This window comes from Novosphingobium mangrovi (assembly GCF_022818885.1).
Lineage (GTDB): Bacteria > Pseudomonadota > Alphaproteobacteria > Sphingomonadales > Sphingomonadaceae > Novosphingobium > Novosphingobium mangrovi.
Genome location: NZ_JALHAT010000001.1, coordinates 197,277 through 212,878, shown reverse-complemented (window position 1 = coordinate 212,878; position 15,602 = coordinate 197,277). Strand labels below are relative to the sequence as shown.

14 protein-coding genes are annotated in these 15,602 nt (G+C 65.6%); 11 read left to right on the top strand and 3 right to left on the bottom strand.

Translation table 11 applies throughout. The features are described 5' to 3' along the window. Positions 1 to 339 precede the first annotated feature (339 nt). Positions 340 to 924, bottom strand: coding sequence for a hypothetical protein (locus MTR65_RS00980; RefSeq protein ID WP_243796391.1), 585 nt, complete (start codon positions 922 to 924; stop codon positions 340 to 342). Positions 925 to 1,084: 160 nt separating this feature from the next. Between MTR65_RS00980 and MTR65_RS00975 the strand changes: the two genes are divergently transcribed. From MTR65_RS00975 to MTR65_RS00950, 6 genes are all read left to right on the top strand, one after another. Continuing rightward, positions 1,085 to 1,828, top strand: a complete 744-nt coding sequence (locus MTR65_RS00975; protein WP_243796390.1) for a TlyA family RNA methyltransferase — start codon at positions 1,085 to 1,087, stop codon at positions 1,826 to 1,828. Positions 1,829 to 1,938: 110 nt separating this feature from the next. Continuing rightward, positions 1,939 to 2,493 (top strand): TspO/MBR family protein, encoded by a 555-nt coding sequence (locus MTR65_RS00970; protein ID WP_243796389.1) that lies wholly within the window; start codon positions 1,939 to 1,941, stop codon positions 2,491 to 2,493. Between the two features lie 107 nt (positions 2,494 to 2,600). Then, positions 2,601 to 2,855 carry an accessory factor UbiK family protein gene (locus MTR65_RS00965; RefSeq protein ID WP_226636435.1) on the top strand — a complete coding sequence of 85 codons (255 nt, stop codon included), beginning with the start codon at positions 2,601 to 2,603 and terminating at the stop codon, positions 2,853 to 2,855. Between the two features lie 90 nt (positions 2,856 to 2,945). Further along, complete coding sequence (gene recO, locus MTR65_RS00960) at positions 2,946 to 3,551, top strand: DNA repair protein RecO (protein ID WP_243796478.1); 606 nt, start codon at positions 2,946 to 2,948, stop codon at positions 3,549 to 3,551. Positions 3,552 to 3,573: 22 nt separating this feature from the next. Beyond that, entirely contained in the window at positions 3,574 to 4,617 is a 1,044-nt protein-coding gene (gene leuB / locus MTR65_RS00955) for a 3-isopropylmalate dehydrogenase (RefSeq protein ID WP_243796388.1), read from the top strand. Between the two features lie 45 nt (positions 4,618 to 4,662). Continuing rightward, on the top strand, positions 4,663 to 5,844 hold the full coding sequence (locus MTR65_RS00950) for a glycosyltransferase (RefSeq protein WP_243796387.1): 1,182 nt from the start codon (positions 4,663 to 4,665) through the stop codon (positions 5,842 to 5,844). 40 nt (positions 5,845 to 5,884) lie between these two features. On the opposite strand, the gene MTR65_RS00945 is transcribed toward MTR65_RS00950, so the two are convergent. After that, a complete protein-coding gene (locus MTR65_RS00945) occupies positions 5,885 to 7,228 on the bottom strand; it encodes a phospholipid carrier-dependent glycosyltransferase (protein ID WP_243796386.1) in 1,344 nt (447 codons plus the stop codon). 57 nt (positions 7,229 to 7,285) lie between these two features. Here MTR65_RS00945 and metZ point away from each other — a divergent pair, with 57 nt between their 5' ends. The 5 genes from metZ (at position 7,286) to MTR65_RS00920 (ending at position 13,527) form a co-directional block, all read left to right on the top strand. Beyond that, positions 7,286 to 8,494 carry an O-succinylhomoserine sulfhydrylase gene (gene metZ / locus MTR65_RS00940; protein ID WP_243796385.1) on the top strand — a complete coding sequence of 403 codons (1,209 nt, stop codon included), beginning with the start codon at positions 7,286 to 7,288 and terminating at the stop codon, positions 8,492 to 8,494. Continuing rightward, the gene (locus MTR65_RS00935; RefSeq protein ID WP_268739192.1) at positions 8,491 to 9,858 is read left to right on the top strand and encodes a PAS domain S-box protein; all 1,368 of its coding nucleotides are present in this window, start codon (positions 8,491 to 8,493) and stop codon (positions 9,856 to 9,858) included. Before metZ ends, MTR65_RS00935 begins: the two co-directional genes overlap by 4 nt. 68 nt (positions 9,859 to 9,926) lie before the next feature. Then, a complete protein-coding gene (apaG, locus tag MTR65_RS00930; RefSeq protein WP_213504511.1) occupies positions 9,927 to 10,325 on the top strand; it encodes a Co2+/Mg2+ efflux protein ApaG in 399 nt (132 codons plus the stop codon). A gap of 78 nt (positions 10,326 to 10,403) precedes the next feature. Continuing rightward, positions 10,404 to 11,207 carry a LysR family transcriptional regulator gene (locus MTR65_RS00925; RefSeq protein WP_243796381.1) on the top strand — a complete coding sequence of 268 codons (804 nt, stop codon included), beginning with the start codon at positions 10,404 to 10,406 and terminating at the stop codon, positions 11,205 to 11,207. A 70-nt stretch (positions 11,208 to 11,277) separates the two neighbouring features. After that, the gene (locus MTR65_RS00920) at positions 11,278 to 13,527 is read left to right on the top strand and encodes a S9 family peptidase (RefSeq protein WP_243796380.1); all 2,250 of its coding nucleotides are present in this window, start codon (positions 11,278 to 11,280) and stop codon (positions 13,525 to 13,527) included. 6 nt (positions 13,528 to 13,533) lie between these two features. Here the strand turns inward: MTR65_RS00920 and MTR65_RS00915 are convergent, their stop codons facing one another. Further along, positions 13,534 to 15,543 carry an alpha/beta hydrolase family protein gene (locus tag MTR65_RS00915; RefSeq protein WP_243796379.1) on the bottom strand — a complete coding sequence of 670 codons (2,010 nt, stop codon included), beginning with the start codon at positions 15,541 to 15,543 and terminating at the stop codon, positions 13,534 to 13,536. Positions 15,544 to 15,602: the final 59 nt, after the last annotated feature.

Here is a 15,602-nt window from a genome sequence, read left to right as displayed (position 1 = left end):
TCCTTTCGCGCTGTTGAGCCATAGGGTTCGCCGCCCGAGAGCGACTGGACTTCGGTAGCTCCGAGGAGGGCTTCCTCAGGTTCCGTCGTCCTGAGAGAAAATGTGTCTTATTCCGCAGCGCACCACAAGACTTGAATTCAAGTTTTTTCGCGGCATTATCATGCCTTCGCTGAAGTTTTCCCCAGCTGAAGAGCCCGCGTTTCTGCCGGTTTTTCGCAATGGTCCGGTTTGTGTCCGGCTTCGCGAATCCTTCCTGCAAGGTGCTCTCGTCGCCCATATCGCACAGGCGTTTCGGCGAGGCGTGCCACGCGTACGGCCAGCCTCGCCTGGCAGGTGCTGTCAGCGGCAATCCTCGATTACGCGCGACACTTCGGTCCAGCTCGGGATGTAGAGCGTGGGTTGGCCTTGCGTGGAAAGCGCAAAGCGGCCGCGGGTGAAGGCCATGTCGTCGAGGATCGGGCTGCGCGCGGGCAGGGTCGCGACATAGTAGCCCTGGCGGGCCTCGGCCGTGACGGTGTGCGTGTCCTGCATTGTGGTGATGCCCATGGTGACACGGCCCGCCGCACCCTGGGCGCGGCGTTCAAGGGTCACCGTGGCATTGCGCGTGTCACAGCGCATGGTGAACAGACTGCCTCCGAAATCGGCGACCGAGCGCGGGCCGCTCTGCGCCCAGCTCCAGGTGCCCGGCGTCACGGGCGCGTCGCGCCAGTTTGCAGGCTCGGGCAGCGGCCGGGGCGAGGGCGGCGGTGCGGGTATCGCCGGCTCTTGAACCTGCGGCTGCGCGGGACGCGTGGCGCTGGGCGTGGGCGTGGGCGTCGAGGCTGGCGGTGCGGGGATGCAGCCAGCCGCAAACAGGGTCAGGGCGAGAGCCGGTGCCGAAACGAGACGGACGGGGAGAGCGCGACCGCGCGGATTTGCCTTCATGCGCCCGGTATGGAATGACGAGCGCCTCTTCTCAAGTGTGCAGTGCCCCATGTCCGACGCGTCCCAGTCTCCATCCACCGAAAAGTCCTCTGCCCCCGAAAACCGGGGCAAGGGGGCTAAACCGCATGGCAAATCCACAGGCAAGGCGCGTGTCGACCAGATGCTCGTCGACCGTGGCCTTGCCGAGAGCCGCACGCGCGCGCAGGCGCTGATCATGGCGGGGCACGTTTTTTCCGGGGAAACCAAGATCGCCAAGGCCGGCCAGGCGCTCAAGGCCGAGGCACCGCTGGAAGTACGCGGGCGCGATCACCCCTGGGTTTCGCGTGGGGGGATCAAGCTCGCCCACGCCATAGAGCACTTCGGCCTTGATCCGGCGGGCGCGGTCGCGATCGATGTCGGCTCCTCGACCGGGGGCTTTACCGACGTGCTCCTTACCAAGGGAGCGAGCCACGTTTTTGCGGTCGATTCGGGCACCAACCAGCTCGCCTGGAAGCTGCGCCAGGACCCGCGCGTCACGGTGCTGGAGCAGACCAGTGCCCGCATCCTGACAGGCGAGCACATCACGCAGGACTGCAACTGGGTGGTCTGCGATGCGAGCTTCATTGGCCTTGCCAAGGTGCTGGAAGTGCCCCTGAACCTGGCCGGACCGGACTGCCGCCTCGTCGCGCTTATCAAGCCGCAGTTCGAGGTTGGGCGCGGCGAGGTGGGCAAGGGCGGCGTCGTGCGCGATCCCGTACTTCATGCGCGGGTTTGCGAAGAAGTGCGGGCCTGGCTGGAGCAGGGCGGCTGGACCATCCAGGGGATCGTCGAAAGCCCGATCACGGGGCCGGAGGGCAACGTCGAATTCCTCGTGTCGGCCGCGCGCGGGCGCGAGGTCGAAGGCGAGATCGCGAGTGGGGCCTGAACGGCGCGGGGCTTTCCTTGTGCGCCAGATTCCCGCAAGTAACGTAATACGAACCATCGGTTAGGGTTGGGCGGCTGTGACGGCTCCCCGTTTTGAGAGATGATCCGGGTATGAATCTGCTTGCCTCTTCCGGTCAGTTGCGCGCGAGTTTCCTGCGCTGGTCGCTGGTCTGTGTTCCCGCGCTCGTATTGCTGGGCTTCCTTTCCGGCGCGCTGGCGCAGAGTGGGCCGCAGAACGTCTGGTTCGCCGCACTGGCCAAGCCCGCCGTCTATCCGCCGCCCGCCGCCTTCGGGATCGTCTGGACCATCCTTTATGCGATGATGGGTTTTTCCCTGGCGCTGATCCTGGCCGCGCGCGGAGCGTCCGGGCGTGGCCTCGCGTGCGGCGTCTTCGCGCTGCAGTTTCTGGTGAATCTTGCCTGGTCGCCGGTCTTCTTCGGGATGCACCGTATCACCGGCGCGCTGGTGGTCATCGCCGTGCTCGATGTCCTCGTGCTCGCCACGATCGCGCTGTTCTGGCGCATCCGCGTCAAGGCGGCGCTGCTGCTTGTGCCCTATCTCGCCTGGATCCTTTTCGCGACCTACCTCAACTACGCCTTCCTCCAGATCAATCGTGACCTTGACGGCAAGGCACCCTCGGGCGCCGAAATCCGCTACGAGATCTGAGCCGGGCCGGCCTTCGCCGTAAACTTCTCGGCGAGCGCGCGATTCTCCTCCACCAACGCCATCGAACCCTCTTGCGCAGGGGGGCGGGACGTACCATTTAGGCTTCCATGCAAAGCGAAAACCCTTTCGTCGCCGATTTCGTCAAGATGATGAACAGCGCTGCTGGCACGTTTGCCGGCATGACCCGCGAAGCGCGTGACAACATGCGCGAGCGCGCCAAGGAGTTCATGGGCGACATGGACTTCGTGAGCCGCGAGGAATTCGAGGCGGTCAAGGAAATGGCCGCGACCGCCCGCGCGGAAGCCGAAGCCCTCAAGGCCCGTCTTGACGAGATCGAAGCCAAGCAGCTGCGCAACGGCTGATCCCTCGCGGGGTGACGCCCGAAGGAATCGAGACGGTGCCGGTCCCTGCATGCGGGAACTCTCGCGCGTGACGCGTGGGTGCGTGCCATGATGGAGCTGCGCACCGAGGCGATTGTCTGCGCCGTGCGTCCACACGGCGAGGCCGCGGCCATCGTGCGGTTTCTGACGCACGAGGAAGGCGTCGTTGCGGCCTATGTCGCCGGAGCGCGAGGGCGCACCTTGCGGCCTGTGCTCATTCCCGGAAACATCGTAGCTGTCGATATCCGTGCGCGTTCGGAAGGCCAGCTTCCCTTCGCGCGCGTAGAACTCGTGCGTTCGCGCGGTCCCTGGCTGTCCGAGCCGCTACCGGCCGCAGCCTTTTCCTGGCTGACCTCGCTCACCGCCGCGAGCCTGCCCGAGCGGCAGGCCTATCCTGCGCTCCACCAGGCGCTTGGCGGTCTGCTTGAGGCGATCTGCGTGGCGCCTTCCGCACGCGGATGGGCGCTGCCGCTTCTCTCCTACGAGGTCCTGCTGCTGCGCGAACTGGGCTATGGCGTGCCCGTGCCGCGTCCGGATGACGCGGACTGGGACGCGATTCTGCGGACTTTCGACAGGATCGGGCGCGAACTGGACCGCTATCCGCTTGCCGAACGGCGCAAAGACGTTATGGCGGCCCGCACCCAGCTGCGCGAGCGGTTGGGGCGAATTTCTGACTAAGACAGCAGCTAGGGAAACAGGCATGCGCATCGCGGTTTTTGCAGGCGACGGGATCGGTCCGGAAGTCACGGGCGAGGCCGTGCGCGTTATCGAGAAGTTGGGCCTGCCGGACCTCGAACTGGTCGAGGGTGACGTCGGCGGCGCGGCCTACCGCAAGCATGGCCACCCGCTTCCCGAAGCGACGCTCGACATCGCGCGTTCGGCCGATGCCATCCTGTTCGGCGCGGTCGGCGACTTCGATCTCGACCACCTTGAACGCCACCTGCGTCCCGAGCAGGCCGTGCTGGGCCTGCGCAAGGAACTGGGCCTGTTCGCCAACCTGCGCCCTGCGCGCGTGTTCAAGGGGCTCGAGGGGCTGACCTCGCTGCGCCCGGAAGTCGCACAGGAAATCGACCTGCTGATCGTGCGTGAGCTCAACGGCGACGTGTACTTCGGCGAGAAGGGCATGCGCACGCTTGAGGACGGTCGCCGGCAGGGCTGGGACATGATGTCCTACGCCGAGGACGAGGTGCGCCGCATTGCGCACGCTGGCTTCAAGGCGGCGATGACCCGCGGCAAGAAGCTGTGCTCGGTCGACAAGGCCAATGTTCTCGAAACCTCGCAGCTGTGGCGCGATGTCGTGATCGAGGTGTCCAAGGATTACCCCGAAGTTGAACTCACCCACATGTACGTCGACAACGCGGCGATGCAGCTGGTGAAGAACCCGGGCCAGTTCGACGTGGTCGTGACCGGCAACCTGTTCGGCGATATCCTTTCCGACCAGGCCAGCATGTGCGTGGGCTCGATCGGGCTGCTGGCTTCGGCGAGCCTCGCGGAGGGCAGCTTCGGCCTTTACGAGCCGATCCACGGTTCGGCGCCCGACATCGCGGGCAAGGGCCTGGCCAATCCGATGGCAACGATCCTGTCCGCCGCCATGATGCTGCGCCACTCGTTCGGCCTGGAGGCCGAGGCCGTGCGCATCGAGGACGCGGTCGCCGCCGCGCTCGCCGAGGGCGTCAAGGGCGGGGACCTGGGTGGCAGCGCCGGCACCGTGGAAATCGGTGACGCGGTTCTCGCGCACCTGTAAGGCTGCCGGTTTCCCTTGTCCTCCTCCGATTTCAGTCCCGTTTCCATGAACGATTCCGACTCGCACACGTCCCTTCCATCCGATGCGCGCGTGGCCACGCGGCCGCTCGAACTCGCGATTGTCCTGCCCACCTATAACGAGCGTCGCAACATCGCGACGATGGTGGAGCGGATCGACCGCGAGCTTCAGGGGATCGCCTGGGAAGTGATCTATGTCGATGACAACAGCCCGGACGGCACCTCCGACGAGGTCCGCATGATCGCGCAGGCCGATCCGCGGGTGCGCTGCATCCAGCGCATCGGGCGGCGCGGCCTTGCCAGTGCGGCGATCGAAGGCATGTGCTCCACCTCGGCGCCCTACGTCGCGGTGATGGACGCGGATCACCAGCACGATCCCGCGCTCCTGCGGGGGATGCTCGCTGCGCTCAAGGGCGGAGATTATGACCTGGCCTACGCTTCGCGCTTTGCCGAAGGGGCGAGCACCGAAGCCTGGGGGCGTCCCGACCGCGTAAAGGTTTCCGGGCTTGCCAACCGCATCGCCAACAAGGTGACAGGTGTCGAGCTGAGTGACCCGATGAGCGGCTTTTTCATGCTGCCCACCGCGTTCTTGCGCGCGGATGCGCATCGCCTCTCGGGCGTGGGCTTCAAGATCCTGCTCGACATTCTGGCGACCTCCGAAACGCCCTTGCGCGTCAAGGAATTTCCGCTCAACTTCGCGGCCCGCGCCGAGGGCGAAAGCAAACTGGACCAGACCGTAGTGTTCGAATTTCTCGTAGGCCTCTACGACAAGTGGCTCGGCCGGATCATCCCGACGCGTTTCGCGCTGTTCGGGACTGTCGGCGCTCTGGGCGTCATCGTCCAGTTCGCGGCGCTTTGGGTGCTCCTTCATGTCGTCTTCGGGGAGCGCTTCGTCTACGGCAACTGGTCCGAGAGCGCGGTCTTCAACACCGCCAACACGCTGGCGGCCGTTGTTGCGATGACGTTCAACTTCGTCCTCAACAACGAGCTGACCTATTCCGACAAGCGCCTGCGCGGTTTCAGTGCGCTGCTGCGCGGCTGGGCCCAGTTCGCGCTGACCTGCTCGCTCGGCCTGCTTACCAACGTGGGCTCGGCGGCTGTGCTCAAGTCCATCGGCTTCCACGATTTTGTGGCCGTTCTGGTGGGCATCATCCTGGGCGCTGTGTGGAACTTCGCGCTGTCATCCAAGTTCGTCTGGGGCAAGTACTGATCCGGCTACCCTGGGGGCTCCGCGTGAGCCCCCAGCGGCCTCAGCGCCAGCTCGGCAGCCACATCCAGACATTGTAGAACTGGCGCGTGGGCAAGGGCAGCCCCGAGAGGATCGGGAAGAAGCCCAGGAACAGCAGTGCCGAGAGCGCGGGAATACCAACGCCCAACCAGCGCCAGCGGTCACGCCGGGCCAGCAGCGGTTCGAGAGCGAAGGCCAGGAGGCCCATCAGGAAGGCACCCGGCAGAAGGTAGTGGTAGTAGAACTGCACGGGCTTGCCGTTGATCGCCCAGATGCCGAGGCACAGCGTGTAGAGCGCCAGGAGCAGCGCCACGTCCCAGCGGCGCCGGAACACGATCGCCCACAGGCCCCAGACCAGCGCGCCAAGACCCGCCAGCATCGAGAGCGGGTTGCCAAGCATCACGATGCCGCGCTGCGATCCATCGATCACCTTGAAAAGGTACCAGATATCGCGCCAGTCGGTGGCCCACATGTACCAGTACGAGCGGTAGGGATGGGGCTTCTTCACGCTGTCCTGCAGGCGGATCATGTACTCGTGCTGCTCGATGAAGCCGGTGAACCAGATGGGCCGGTCGGCGTAGAACATCGCAGGCAGGTAGGTCAGCCAGTAGACGCACAAGGGGAAGAGGCCGAGCCAGAAGGCGGCCTCGAGGAGCGAGATCCCCGGGATCGTTCCCGCACCGCCCTTGCGCCCCCTAAAGAAGGGGCCGCCTTCGGCAAGGCGCAGGGCGAGGAAAGCGAGTCCCGGCACCATCAGCGCGGGTGCGCTCGACCATTTGGCGCCGAGTGAGAGCCCCATGGCCAGTCCGGCGGCGAGCAGGTGGCCGCGCGCGCTCCTTGTACCAGAAGCCCTGAGCGCGGCGGCGAATTGCCATAGGCCCACCATGCACAGTCCCGCCTCGATCATGTCGAGCATGGCGATACGGCTCTGGACGAACCACATGAAGTTGCTGGCGAGAAGGACCATGCCCAGGATCGTGGCGCGGCGCCTGTGCGAGACATGCCACAAGAACCGCCCGAAACCGAAGAGGCCCAGCGCGCCTGTCAGGACCGGCCCCAATCGCCAGGCGAGCGGCGTGTCGCCCAACAGCCAGATGAAGCCAGCGATCACTTCCTTGCCGAACATGGGGTGTTCGCGGTTCGCGGGCACCAGCTCCAGCAGCTTGCGTGCGGCGGGCACGTAATGGATCTCGTCGAAGTAGAACTCGACGGGGAAGGTGATGCGCCAGAGCAGCAGCGCCAGGAATGCGAAGGCGATCGCGGTGCACCACAGCAGGGGATCGCGGTCGGGACGGGAGTTGAGCGACATCGGTTGAGCGGGATAGGCGCTGGCCGGGGCGGGCGCAAGCGGGGGCATGGCGCACATGCATGATGCATTGCAGTCGCTTGCGCCGACTCGTCTGGCCTCCTAGAGCGTTGCACCATGAAACGCACGACTGGACAGGACCGCAGCAAGACCCGCCTCTGGCGCCCCGCAACCAAGGCCATTCGCGGAGGCACCTGGCGCTCCGAAATGGGCGAGACCAGCGAGGCGATGTTCCTGACCTCCGGGTACAGCTACGACAACGCCGGCACCGCCGCCGCCCGCTTCATGGGCGAGGACGACGGCATGACCTACTCGCGTCTGCAGAACCCCACCGTGCAGATGCTGGAAGAACGAATCGCGCTCATGGAAGGGGCCGAGGCGTGCCGTACCCAGGCTTCGGGCATGTCGGCCATGACCACGGCGCTCCTGTGCCAGCTTTCGGCCGGGGATCACATGGTGTCCGCACGCGCCGCCTTCGGTTCGTGCCGCTGGCTGGGCGATAGCCTGCTGCCGCGCTTCGGCATCGACGTGACCGTTGTCGACGCGCGCGACACCAAGGCCTGGGAAGAGGCGATCCGCCCCAACACCAAGGTCTTCTTCTTCGAGACCCCGGCGAACCCGACGATGGACGTGGCTGACCTTGCCGCCATCGCCGAGATCGCCAAGGCGCATGGCATCACTACCGTCGTCGACAACGCCTTCTGTACCCCCGTGCTGCAGCGTCCGCTCGAATACGGCATCGACGTGGTGGCCTACTCGGCAACCAAGATGATGGACGGGCAGGGGCGTGTTCTAGCTGGCGCAGTGTGTGGTTCGGAAGAATTCATCAACGACAAGCTGCTGCCCTTCCAGCGTAACACCGGACCCAACCTTTCACCCTTCAACGCCTGGGTGGTGATGCACGGCCTGGAAACGCTGGACCTTCGTGCCAAGCGGCAGAGCGAGAACGCGCTCAAGATGGGCCAGTTCATCGAAGGCCGCGTCAAGCGCGTGCTGCACCCCTGGCTTGACAGCCACCCGCAGAAGGACCTGGCGCAAAAGCAGATGGACGCCTGCGGCCCCATCTTCGCCTTCGAGGTCGAAGGTGGGCGCGAGAAGGCGCATGCGCTGCTCGATGCACTCGAACTGGTCGACATCTCGAACAACATCGGCGACGCGCGGTCGCTGATGTGTCATCCTGCCTCGACCACCCACCACAACATGGGGCCAGAGGGCCGTGAGGCGATGGGCATTTCGGAAGGCATGCTGCGCTTCAACGTCGGGCTCGAAGATATCGACGATCTGATCGAGGACATCGACCAGGCTCTGAACCGGGCGGGGCTCTGAGCACGCTCGCCCACGGAACCGACCCGGCGGCGCTTCTCGCCGCCATTGTGGAGTCGAGCGACGACGCCATTGTCGGCAAGACGCTCGACGGCACGATTCTCAGCTGGAACGCGGCCGCCGAGCGGGTGTTCGGCTGGCCGCATGATGAAATCGTCGGGCGCAACATCCGCACGCTGATCCCCCAGGACCGGCAGGACGAAGAGGACGCGATCATCGCGCGGATCCGGCAGGGTCTGCGCATGCCGACCTTCGAGACCGTGCGCCTGCGCAAGGATGGTAGCCTGGTCGACATCGCGGTGACCGTCTCACCGCTGCTCGACCGTGATGGCAAGGTGGTCGCGGCCAGCAAGATTGCGCGCGACATTTCGGGCCAGAAGGCCACTCAGCGTCAGCTTGCCGAGAGCGAACAGCGCTTTCGGCTCCTTGCTGACAACATAAGCCAGTTGGCCTGGATCGCGGACAGCGAGGGCTCGATATTCTGGTACAACAAGCGCTGGTTCGATTACACCGGCACGACGCTCGAAGACATGAAGGGCTGGGGCTGGCAGTCTGTCCATCACCCGGACTACGTCGAGGGCGTGGTCGCGCGGATCAGCGCCTGCTTCCGTTCCGGCGCGGACTGGGAAGACACCTTTCCCTTGCGTTCGGCGAAGGGCGAATGGCGCTGGTTCCTTTCCCGGGCCAAGCCGATCCGCGATGCGGATGGGGCGATCATTTTCTGGTTCGGCACCAACACCGATGTGACCGAGATGCGCGATGCCGAGCAGCGCATCGAACTGCTCCTCCAGGAGGTCAACCACCGTTCCAAGAACATGCTGGCGATCATCCAGTCGCTGGCGCGGCGCAGCGATGCCAGCCGGCCCGATTTCATCGAGCGCCTGGAGCAGCGCATCCGGGGACTTGCCGCCAACCAGGACGTGCTGGTGCGGCGGGCTTGGTCGGACATTCCGGTCATGGAGATGATCGAGGCGCAGCTGCGCTCGCTGGGCGAGCAGCGTGCGCAGGTTTCCTGCGAGGGGCCAGACGTGATGCTCTCGCCGGGCGCGGCCGAGGCGCTCGCCATGGCGTTGCACGAGATGGGCACGAACGCGCTCAAGTATGGCGCGCTCTCGGATCCGGGCGGACGGGTGACCATCTCCTGGGCGCGCGAACCGGCTCCCACGGGCGAAGAGGACGATGCGATCTTCCGCATCCGCTGGTGCGAGCGGGGCGGGCCGGCGGTAGAGGCGCCGCAGCACAAGGGCTTTGGCACGCGCATCATCGTGGACGTACCGCGGGTCAAACTCAGTGCAAACGTTACGACGACCTACGATGTCGCCGGTTTCTGCTGGCAGCTCGAATGCCGGGCGGCCGAACTCGACTAGCGTGCACAAGGTACCGGAACGTGGGCAACGAGGTTGTCCCGGCGGGCTTTTGTCGCTACTCTATACCCATGAAAGAACTGTTTCAGCATGCCGCCATTTCCGAAGGCGTGACGGTTCGCGTCGCGGTGAACTTCCTTCCTGAGCAATCGCGGATCGAAGCGGGCAAATGGTTCTGGGTGTACCACATCCGTATCGAGAACGGCACGGAAGGTACCATCAAGCTGATGAGCCGCCACTGGCGCATCACCGATGGCAACGGCGAAGTCAGTGTAGTCGATGGCGACGGGGTTGTCGGCGAACAGCCGGTCCTCGCGCCCGGTGCCTCGCACGACTACGTGTCCGGGTGCCCTCTGCCCACACCCCAGGGCAGCATGGAAGGCCACTACATCTTCCGCCGCGACGACGGTTCGGAGCTGCAGACACAGATCCCCTTCTTCCCGCTCGCCGCACCCGCGACGGCAGGCTGATTTTCCCGCACGTTACACGAAGGTCGAAGCTGTGCGGAGCGGCTTGCCCGTAGCCGCTCGCGGGCCTAGAAAAGCGCCATGAAGCGTTCGCACCTGCCCTTGAATGCCCTGCGCGTTTTCGACGCGGCGGCCCGACACCTCTCCTTCACCCGCGCGGCGGACGAACTGGCGGTGACGCCTGCGGCCGTCGGCCAGCAGATCCGCGCGCTCGAGGATGTTCTGGGCGTCGTCCTCTTTCGCCGGACCAGCAAGGGCTTGGAACTGACCGATGAGGCCGGCGCAGGGCTTGCCGCGCTGCGCAGCGGCTTCCTTCAATTCGAGGACGCGGTGCAGTCGATGCAGGCGGGCCAGTCGAGCCTTGTCTACACCATCGCCGCTCCGCGCGAATTCTTCGCCGCCTGGCTGGCGCCGCGCCTTGGCGCGTTTCGCAAGGCCAACCCGCAGGTGCGCTACGCGCTTGTCGATGGCGAGATGACCGACTTCACCGAGGCCAATCTCGATCTCGCCATCCGCTGGACCGAAGGTCCGGGCGATCTGGAAGGGGTACAACTGGGCACGGCGGACTGGGTCGAGATCGGTGAGGGCGACTGGATCGGCTGGCCGGGCGATCCCGACCCATGCGGGCAGGGCGAGGACAGCGAAGAGAGCAAGCCCCCGATCATCGTCAGCGATGCCGGGCAGGCCGTTGCTGCGGCGAACGCGGGCATGGGCCGCGTGCGCGTCCCCGCGCTTCTGGCGCAAGGCCTTGCCGACTGGAGCGCGCAGGAACTGGAGGCCAAGGCCAAGCCCTGTCGGCGGGCCTACTGGCTGCTCGCCCCGCGCCCGCAATGGCGCCAGAAGAAGGTCAAGGACCTGGTGGCCGCGCTGACCGCTGCGGATTGAGGCGCGCGGGCATCTGGCATCGCCCGGCCAGTCTGCTATCCCCCTTTTCATGAGAACACGACATCTGCTGATGGCTGGCCTTGTCGCCGCCCTGCCGGTTGCCCTGCCGACCCTGTCCTTCGCCAAGGCGGATACCGCCGGAAAGACGTCCATGCCCGATCCGACTCCCGCTGCCACGCTCGATTTCACGCGTGTCTTTGCCAGCCCCGCTCTCAACGGTCCGAGCCCGCGCCAGGTGCGCATCTCGCCCGATGGCCGTTACCTGACGCTGCTGCGCAATCGCCCGGACGATCGTGAGCGCTATGACCTGTGGGGCTATGACCGCAAGGGCGGGGAATGGCGCATGTTGGTCGATTCGCTGTCGCTGGGGACGGGCCGCGAGTTGAGCGAAGCCGAGAAGATGCAGCGCGAACGCCAGCGCATCGGCGATCTCAAGGGGATTGTCGACTACGCCTGGAACGAGGATTCGGCCTCGCTGCTCGTGCCGCTCGATGGCGATCTCTTTCTCGCCGGGCTCGATGGCAAGGTCACCCGCCTGACCGACGATGAAGGCGATGAACTCAACCCCGCGCTGAGCCCGTCGGGGACCTATGTGTCCTATGTCCGCGACGGGCGCCTCCTGGTGGGCAAGACGGGCCGTGCGCAGAAGCCGGTAACCCCTGCGGAAACGTCCGAGACGGTCCACTGGGGCGAAGCCGAGTTCGTCGCCCAGGAGGAAATGGCCCGCCTTACCGGCTATTGGTGGGCGCCCGACGAGGCGCATATCGCGGTCGAGCGCTACGACGAGGCCCCGGTGGGCGTGGTCCAGCGCGCGGCCATCGGCGCCGAAGGCACCAAGATCTACGCGCAGCGTTATCCCGCCGCTGGCACCCCGAACGTGCTCGTCTCGCTTTACGTGATGAAGCCCGATGGTTCGGGCCGCGTCGAGGTGGATCTGGGCGCGGACCCGGACATCTACATCGCGCGCGTCAACTGGTCGCGCGATGGCAAGACGCTCTACGTCCAGCGCCAGAACCGCGCGCAGGACCGGCTCGACATGCTGGCGGTCGATCCCGCGACCGGCACCTCGCAGGTGCTCTTTACCGAGACCGCAGCTGAGGGCAGCTGGACCAACTTGTCCGACAGTTACCGCTTCCTCAAGGACGGCAGCCTTGTCTGGTGGTCCGAGCGCAGCGGCTTTGGCCATCTCTACCGCTTCAAGGACGGGGCCTGGACCGCGCTCACCAGCGGGAACTGGGAGGTCTCCAGCCTTGTCGGCGTGGACGAGGCCAAGGGCCGCGTCATCTTTACCGGCACGCGCGATGATGTGCTGGCACCCCAGGTCTATGCGATCGACCTTGAAAATCCCGGCACGCCCGAGCGCCTGACCGAGCTGGAATGGGCCAATTCGGCAGGTGCCAGCCAGGACGCCTCGACGCTCGTGATCTCGCGGTCCTCGCCCGATCAGCCGACGCAGAGCTATATCGCGGACGGCACCGGCGCGCGTCTGGCCTGGGTGGAAGAGAACAAGCTCGACGCCGAGCATCCCTACACGCCCTATCTCGCCAGCCACCGCGAGCCCAGTTTCGGGACGGTGAAGGCCGAGGACGGTTCGGACCTGCACTGGATGATGATCACACCCGAACTGAAGCCGGGCAAGACCTACCCGGTGTTCTTCGAGCATTACGGTGGCCCGCACGTCCAGACCGTGTCGAAGGCCTGGCTCGGCGCGCGTCCGCAGGCGATCGTTGACAAGGGCTTCATCTACTTCCGCCTCGACAACCGGGGTAGCGCGCATCGCGGCGTGGAATTCGAAAAGCAGATCCGCGAGGCCATGGGCACCGTCGAGGTGGCCGACCAGAAGGCGGGTGCGCAGTATCTCAAGACGCTCGATTTCGTCGATCCCGACAAGATCGTGACCTACGGCTGGTCCTATGGCGGCTACATGACGCTCAAGATGCTGGAAGCCGATCAGGGGCTCTACGCCGCCGGTATTTCCGGTGCGCCGGTGACCAAGTGGGAGCTTTACGACACCCACTACACCGAGCGCTACATGGGCGATCCGCGCCAGGTGCCCGAGGCCTATGCCGCGTCAGCCGCCATCGAGGATGCGCCAAAGATTGCCGATCCGCTGCTACTGATCCACGGCATGGCCGATGACAACGTCGTCTTCGAGAACTCGACCGCGCTGGCTGCAAAGCTGCAGAACGAGGCCAAGCCGTTCGAGATGATGTTCTACCCCGGCCACACCCATTCGGTCGGTGGTCCCAAGATCAGCGTCCATGTCTGGAACACGATCTTCAACTTCCTCGAGCGCCACGGCATCACGGGTGAGGACTGAGCCCTTTCAACGCGTGCGGGCGAGCCTTTGCGAAGGCTCGTCCGCCGGGTTGTGCCTGGCCAGAAACGCGCCGAGCGTTTCGTACCACCTGGCCTCGTTTTCGGGTTCGGAGAAGCCGTGGCCCTCGTCCTCGAAGATCAGCGTCTGCATCGCGACGTTCGCCTGTTTGGCGGCCTTCTCGAGCAGGTAGAACTGGCTGTAGGGGACACGGCCGTCCTTCTTGCCATGGGCGACGAGGATGGGGCGCGTCAGCCGGGCGATCTGGTTGGCCGGAGATACGTCCTCGAAGCGGAAGCCGTCCTCGCTTCCCTCCAGCCGTTCGCGCCAGCGCCGTTTCCCGCGTGAGGAGAAATACTGGCGCTGGTGGCGGAACTGACTGGCCCATTCGGTGACCCCGGCAAAGCTGGCCGCGCAGCGGTAGCGCTCGGGATTGCGGATGACGCCCCAGAGCGCCGCGTAGCCGCCATAGCTGCTGCCCACGAGGCACACGCGCGCCGGATCGGCGATGCCCTGAGCCACGAGCCAGTCCATCCCGTCGTCGAGATCGTCCTGCATGCCACGCCCGATCTGGCCCCGGCCCAGCTCTTCGAACATTTCGCCATAGCCGTCCGAGCCCCGGTAATTGGGTTGCAGCACCGCGTAGCCCCGGTTCGCAAGGAACTGGACCTCATCGTCGTAGCGCAACTGGTCGTGGACGCCGTAAGGGCCGCCGTGGGGCAGGACGATCAGCGGTAGATCGCGTTCCGCGCGTCCTCTGGGCAGGGTCAGGTAGGCGTGGATCGCCGTGCCGTCGCGCGCGGGATAGGAGACGGCGCGGGTTCGGGCGAGTGGCTGGTCGACGAGTTCGGGGCGGTCGTTGGCAAAGAAGCTCAGCTCCTTGCGCGCGGGCGTGTAGACATAGAGGGCGCCGGGATCATCGGCCGAAGCAATGTGGACCAGCATGCGCGAGTGGTCACGTGCAAGGTCGGTGATGAGGACCTCCTTGCCCGGCATCGCCTTTTCCAGATTGGCCTGCAGCGTGGCCATCTGCGGATCGAGCCAGACCGTACGCGTGGTGTCATCGGTATAGCGCACGAAGGAGAGCGCGCCGGTGACCGGATCGAAGAAGGCCCTGTCCAGATCATGCCCGGCGATGGCCTCAACGACTTCGCCGGATTGTCCGGTGCGCAGGTCATGGCGGCGCAGGATGAGGAAACCGTCCCGGGGCTCGGCCACCACGGCCATGTCGGAATGGGGATCTATCCAGAGAACCGAGCGCGGCTTCTCCACGCGCTCATCCTCCTTGCGGTCGTCCACCATATGCAGGTCTTCGCCGGGCGCTCCCCGGTACCACATGCGCCGCCGATTGCTGGTCGTCCACTGGTAACCCAGGCGGACCACTCCGGCATCGTCGACGCGCCACTCCCAGATGTCGCGCGAATTGCCCTGGATGATCTCGCTTGGCGCTTCGGGTTCGGGCGAGGTGAGGTCGAAGCGCAGGACCTGGGGCGCGTGGTAGGCCGTGGCGAGGAGGCTCATCAACAGGAACCGGCCGTCCGGATCGACATGGATGACGTCGCTCGCGTTGTAGGTGTCGTAGTCCCAGCCCACGCGCTGGACCTTACCGGTGCGCACATGGATGCTCTGTACCCGCGAGATCGTCACGAAGGTATCGTAGAAGGGAACGGGCTGGCTGAGCGAGATGAGCAGGCGGTCCTTTCCGGCCCAGCGCAGCCAGTCGACATCCTGATCCTTGCCCACTGCGAAGGAGCGTAAGGGGGCAAGCGTTGCGGCGTCGTAAAGGCTGACGCGGACTTCATCCTTGACGCGTACGCTCATGGCGATGTGCGCGCCATCAGGTGCCAGCGTGGCCGAGAAAACCTGGCTGCGCGCGGCAAAGGCGCTGACAGGGATAAGGGGGGCAGGGGGCGTTGCGGCGGACAGTGCCGGCGTGGGCTGCGCATAACTGCTTGGCGCCCAGCTTGCAGCGAGCCCCGCCAAGGCGAGCGCCAGGCCGCACACGCGCAATTGTTTCATTCTTACGTGCCCCCCATGAACGTCCAGACGCACATCACGCTCCCCTGAGGGCGCAAGAG

Excerpts from the sequence above, each read along its gene's own strand:
- MTR65_RS00980 (WP_243796391.1), bottom strand. The coding sequence starts at position 924 with ATGAAGGCAAATCCGCGCGGTCGCGCTCTCCCCGTCCGTCTCGTTTCG.
- MTR65_RS00975 (WP_243796390.1), top strand. The coding sequence starts at position 1,085 with ATGCTCGTCGACCGTGGCCTTGCCGAGAGCCGCACGCGCGCGCAGGCG.
- MTR65_RS00970 (WP_243796389.1), top strand. The coding sequence starts at position 1,939 with ATGAATCTGCTTGCCTCTTCCGGTCAGTTGCGCGCGAGTTTCCTGCGC.
- MTR65_RS00965 (WP_226636435.1), top strand. The coding sequence starts at position 2,601 with ATGCAAAGCGAAAACCCTTTCGTCGCCGATTTCGTCAAGATGATGAAC.
- recO (WP_243796478.1), top strand. The coding sequence starts at position 2,946 with ATGGAGCTGCGCACCGAGGCGATTGTCTGCGCCGTGCGTCCACACGGC.
- leuB (WP_243796388.1), top strand. The coding sequence starts at position 3,574 with ATGCGCATCGCGGTTTTTGCAGGCGACGGGATCGGTCCGGAAGTCACG.
- MTR65_RS00950 (WP_243796387.1), top strand. The coding sequence starts at position 4,663 with ATGAACGATTCCGACTCGCACACGTCCCTTCCATCCGATGCGCGCGTG.
- MTR65_RS00945 (WP_243796386.1), bottom strand. The coding sequence starts at position 7,228 with ATGTGCGCCATGCCCCCGCTTGCGCCCGCCCCGGCCAGCGCCTATCCC.
- metZ (WP_243796385.1), top strand. The coding sequence starts at position 7,286 with ATGAAACGCACGACTGGACAGGACCGCAGCAAGACCCGCCTCTGGCGC.
- apaG (WP_213504511.1), top strand. The coding sequence starts at position 9,927 with ATGAAAGAACTGTTTCAGCATGCCGCCATTTCCGAAGGCGTGACGGTT.
- MTR65_RS00925 (WP_243796381.1), top strand. The coding sequence starts at position 10,404 with ATGAAGCGTTCGCACCTGCCCTTGAATGCCCTGCGCGTTTTCGACGCG.
- MTR65_RS00920 (WP_243796380.1), top strand. The coding sequence starts at position 11,278 with ATGGCTGGCCTTGTCGCCGCCCTGCCGGTTGCCCTGCCGACCCTGTCC.
- MTR65_RS00915 (WP_243796379.1), bottom strand. The coding sequence starts at position 15,543 with ATGAAACAATTGCGCGTGTGCGGCCTGGCGCTCGCCTTGGCGGGGCTC.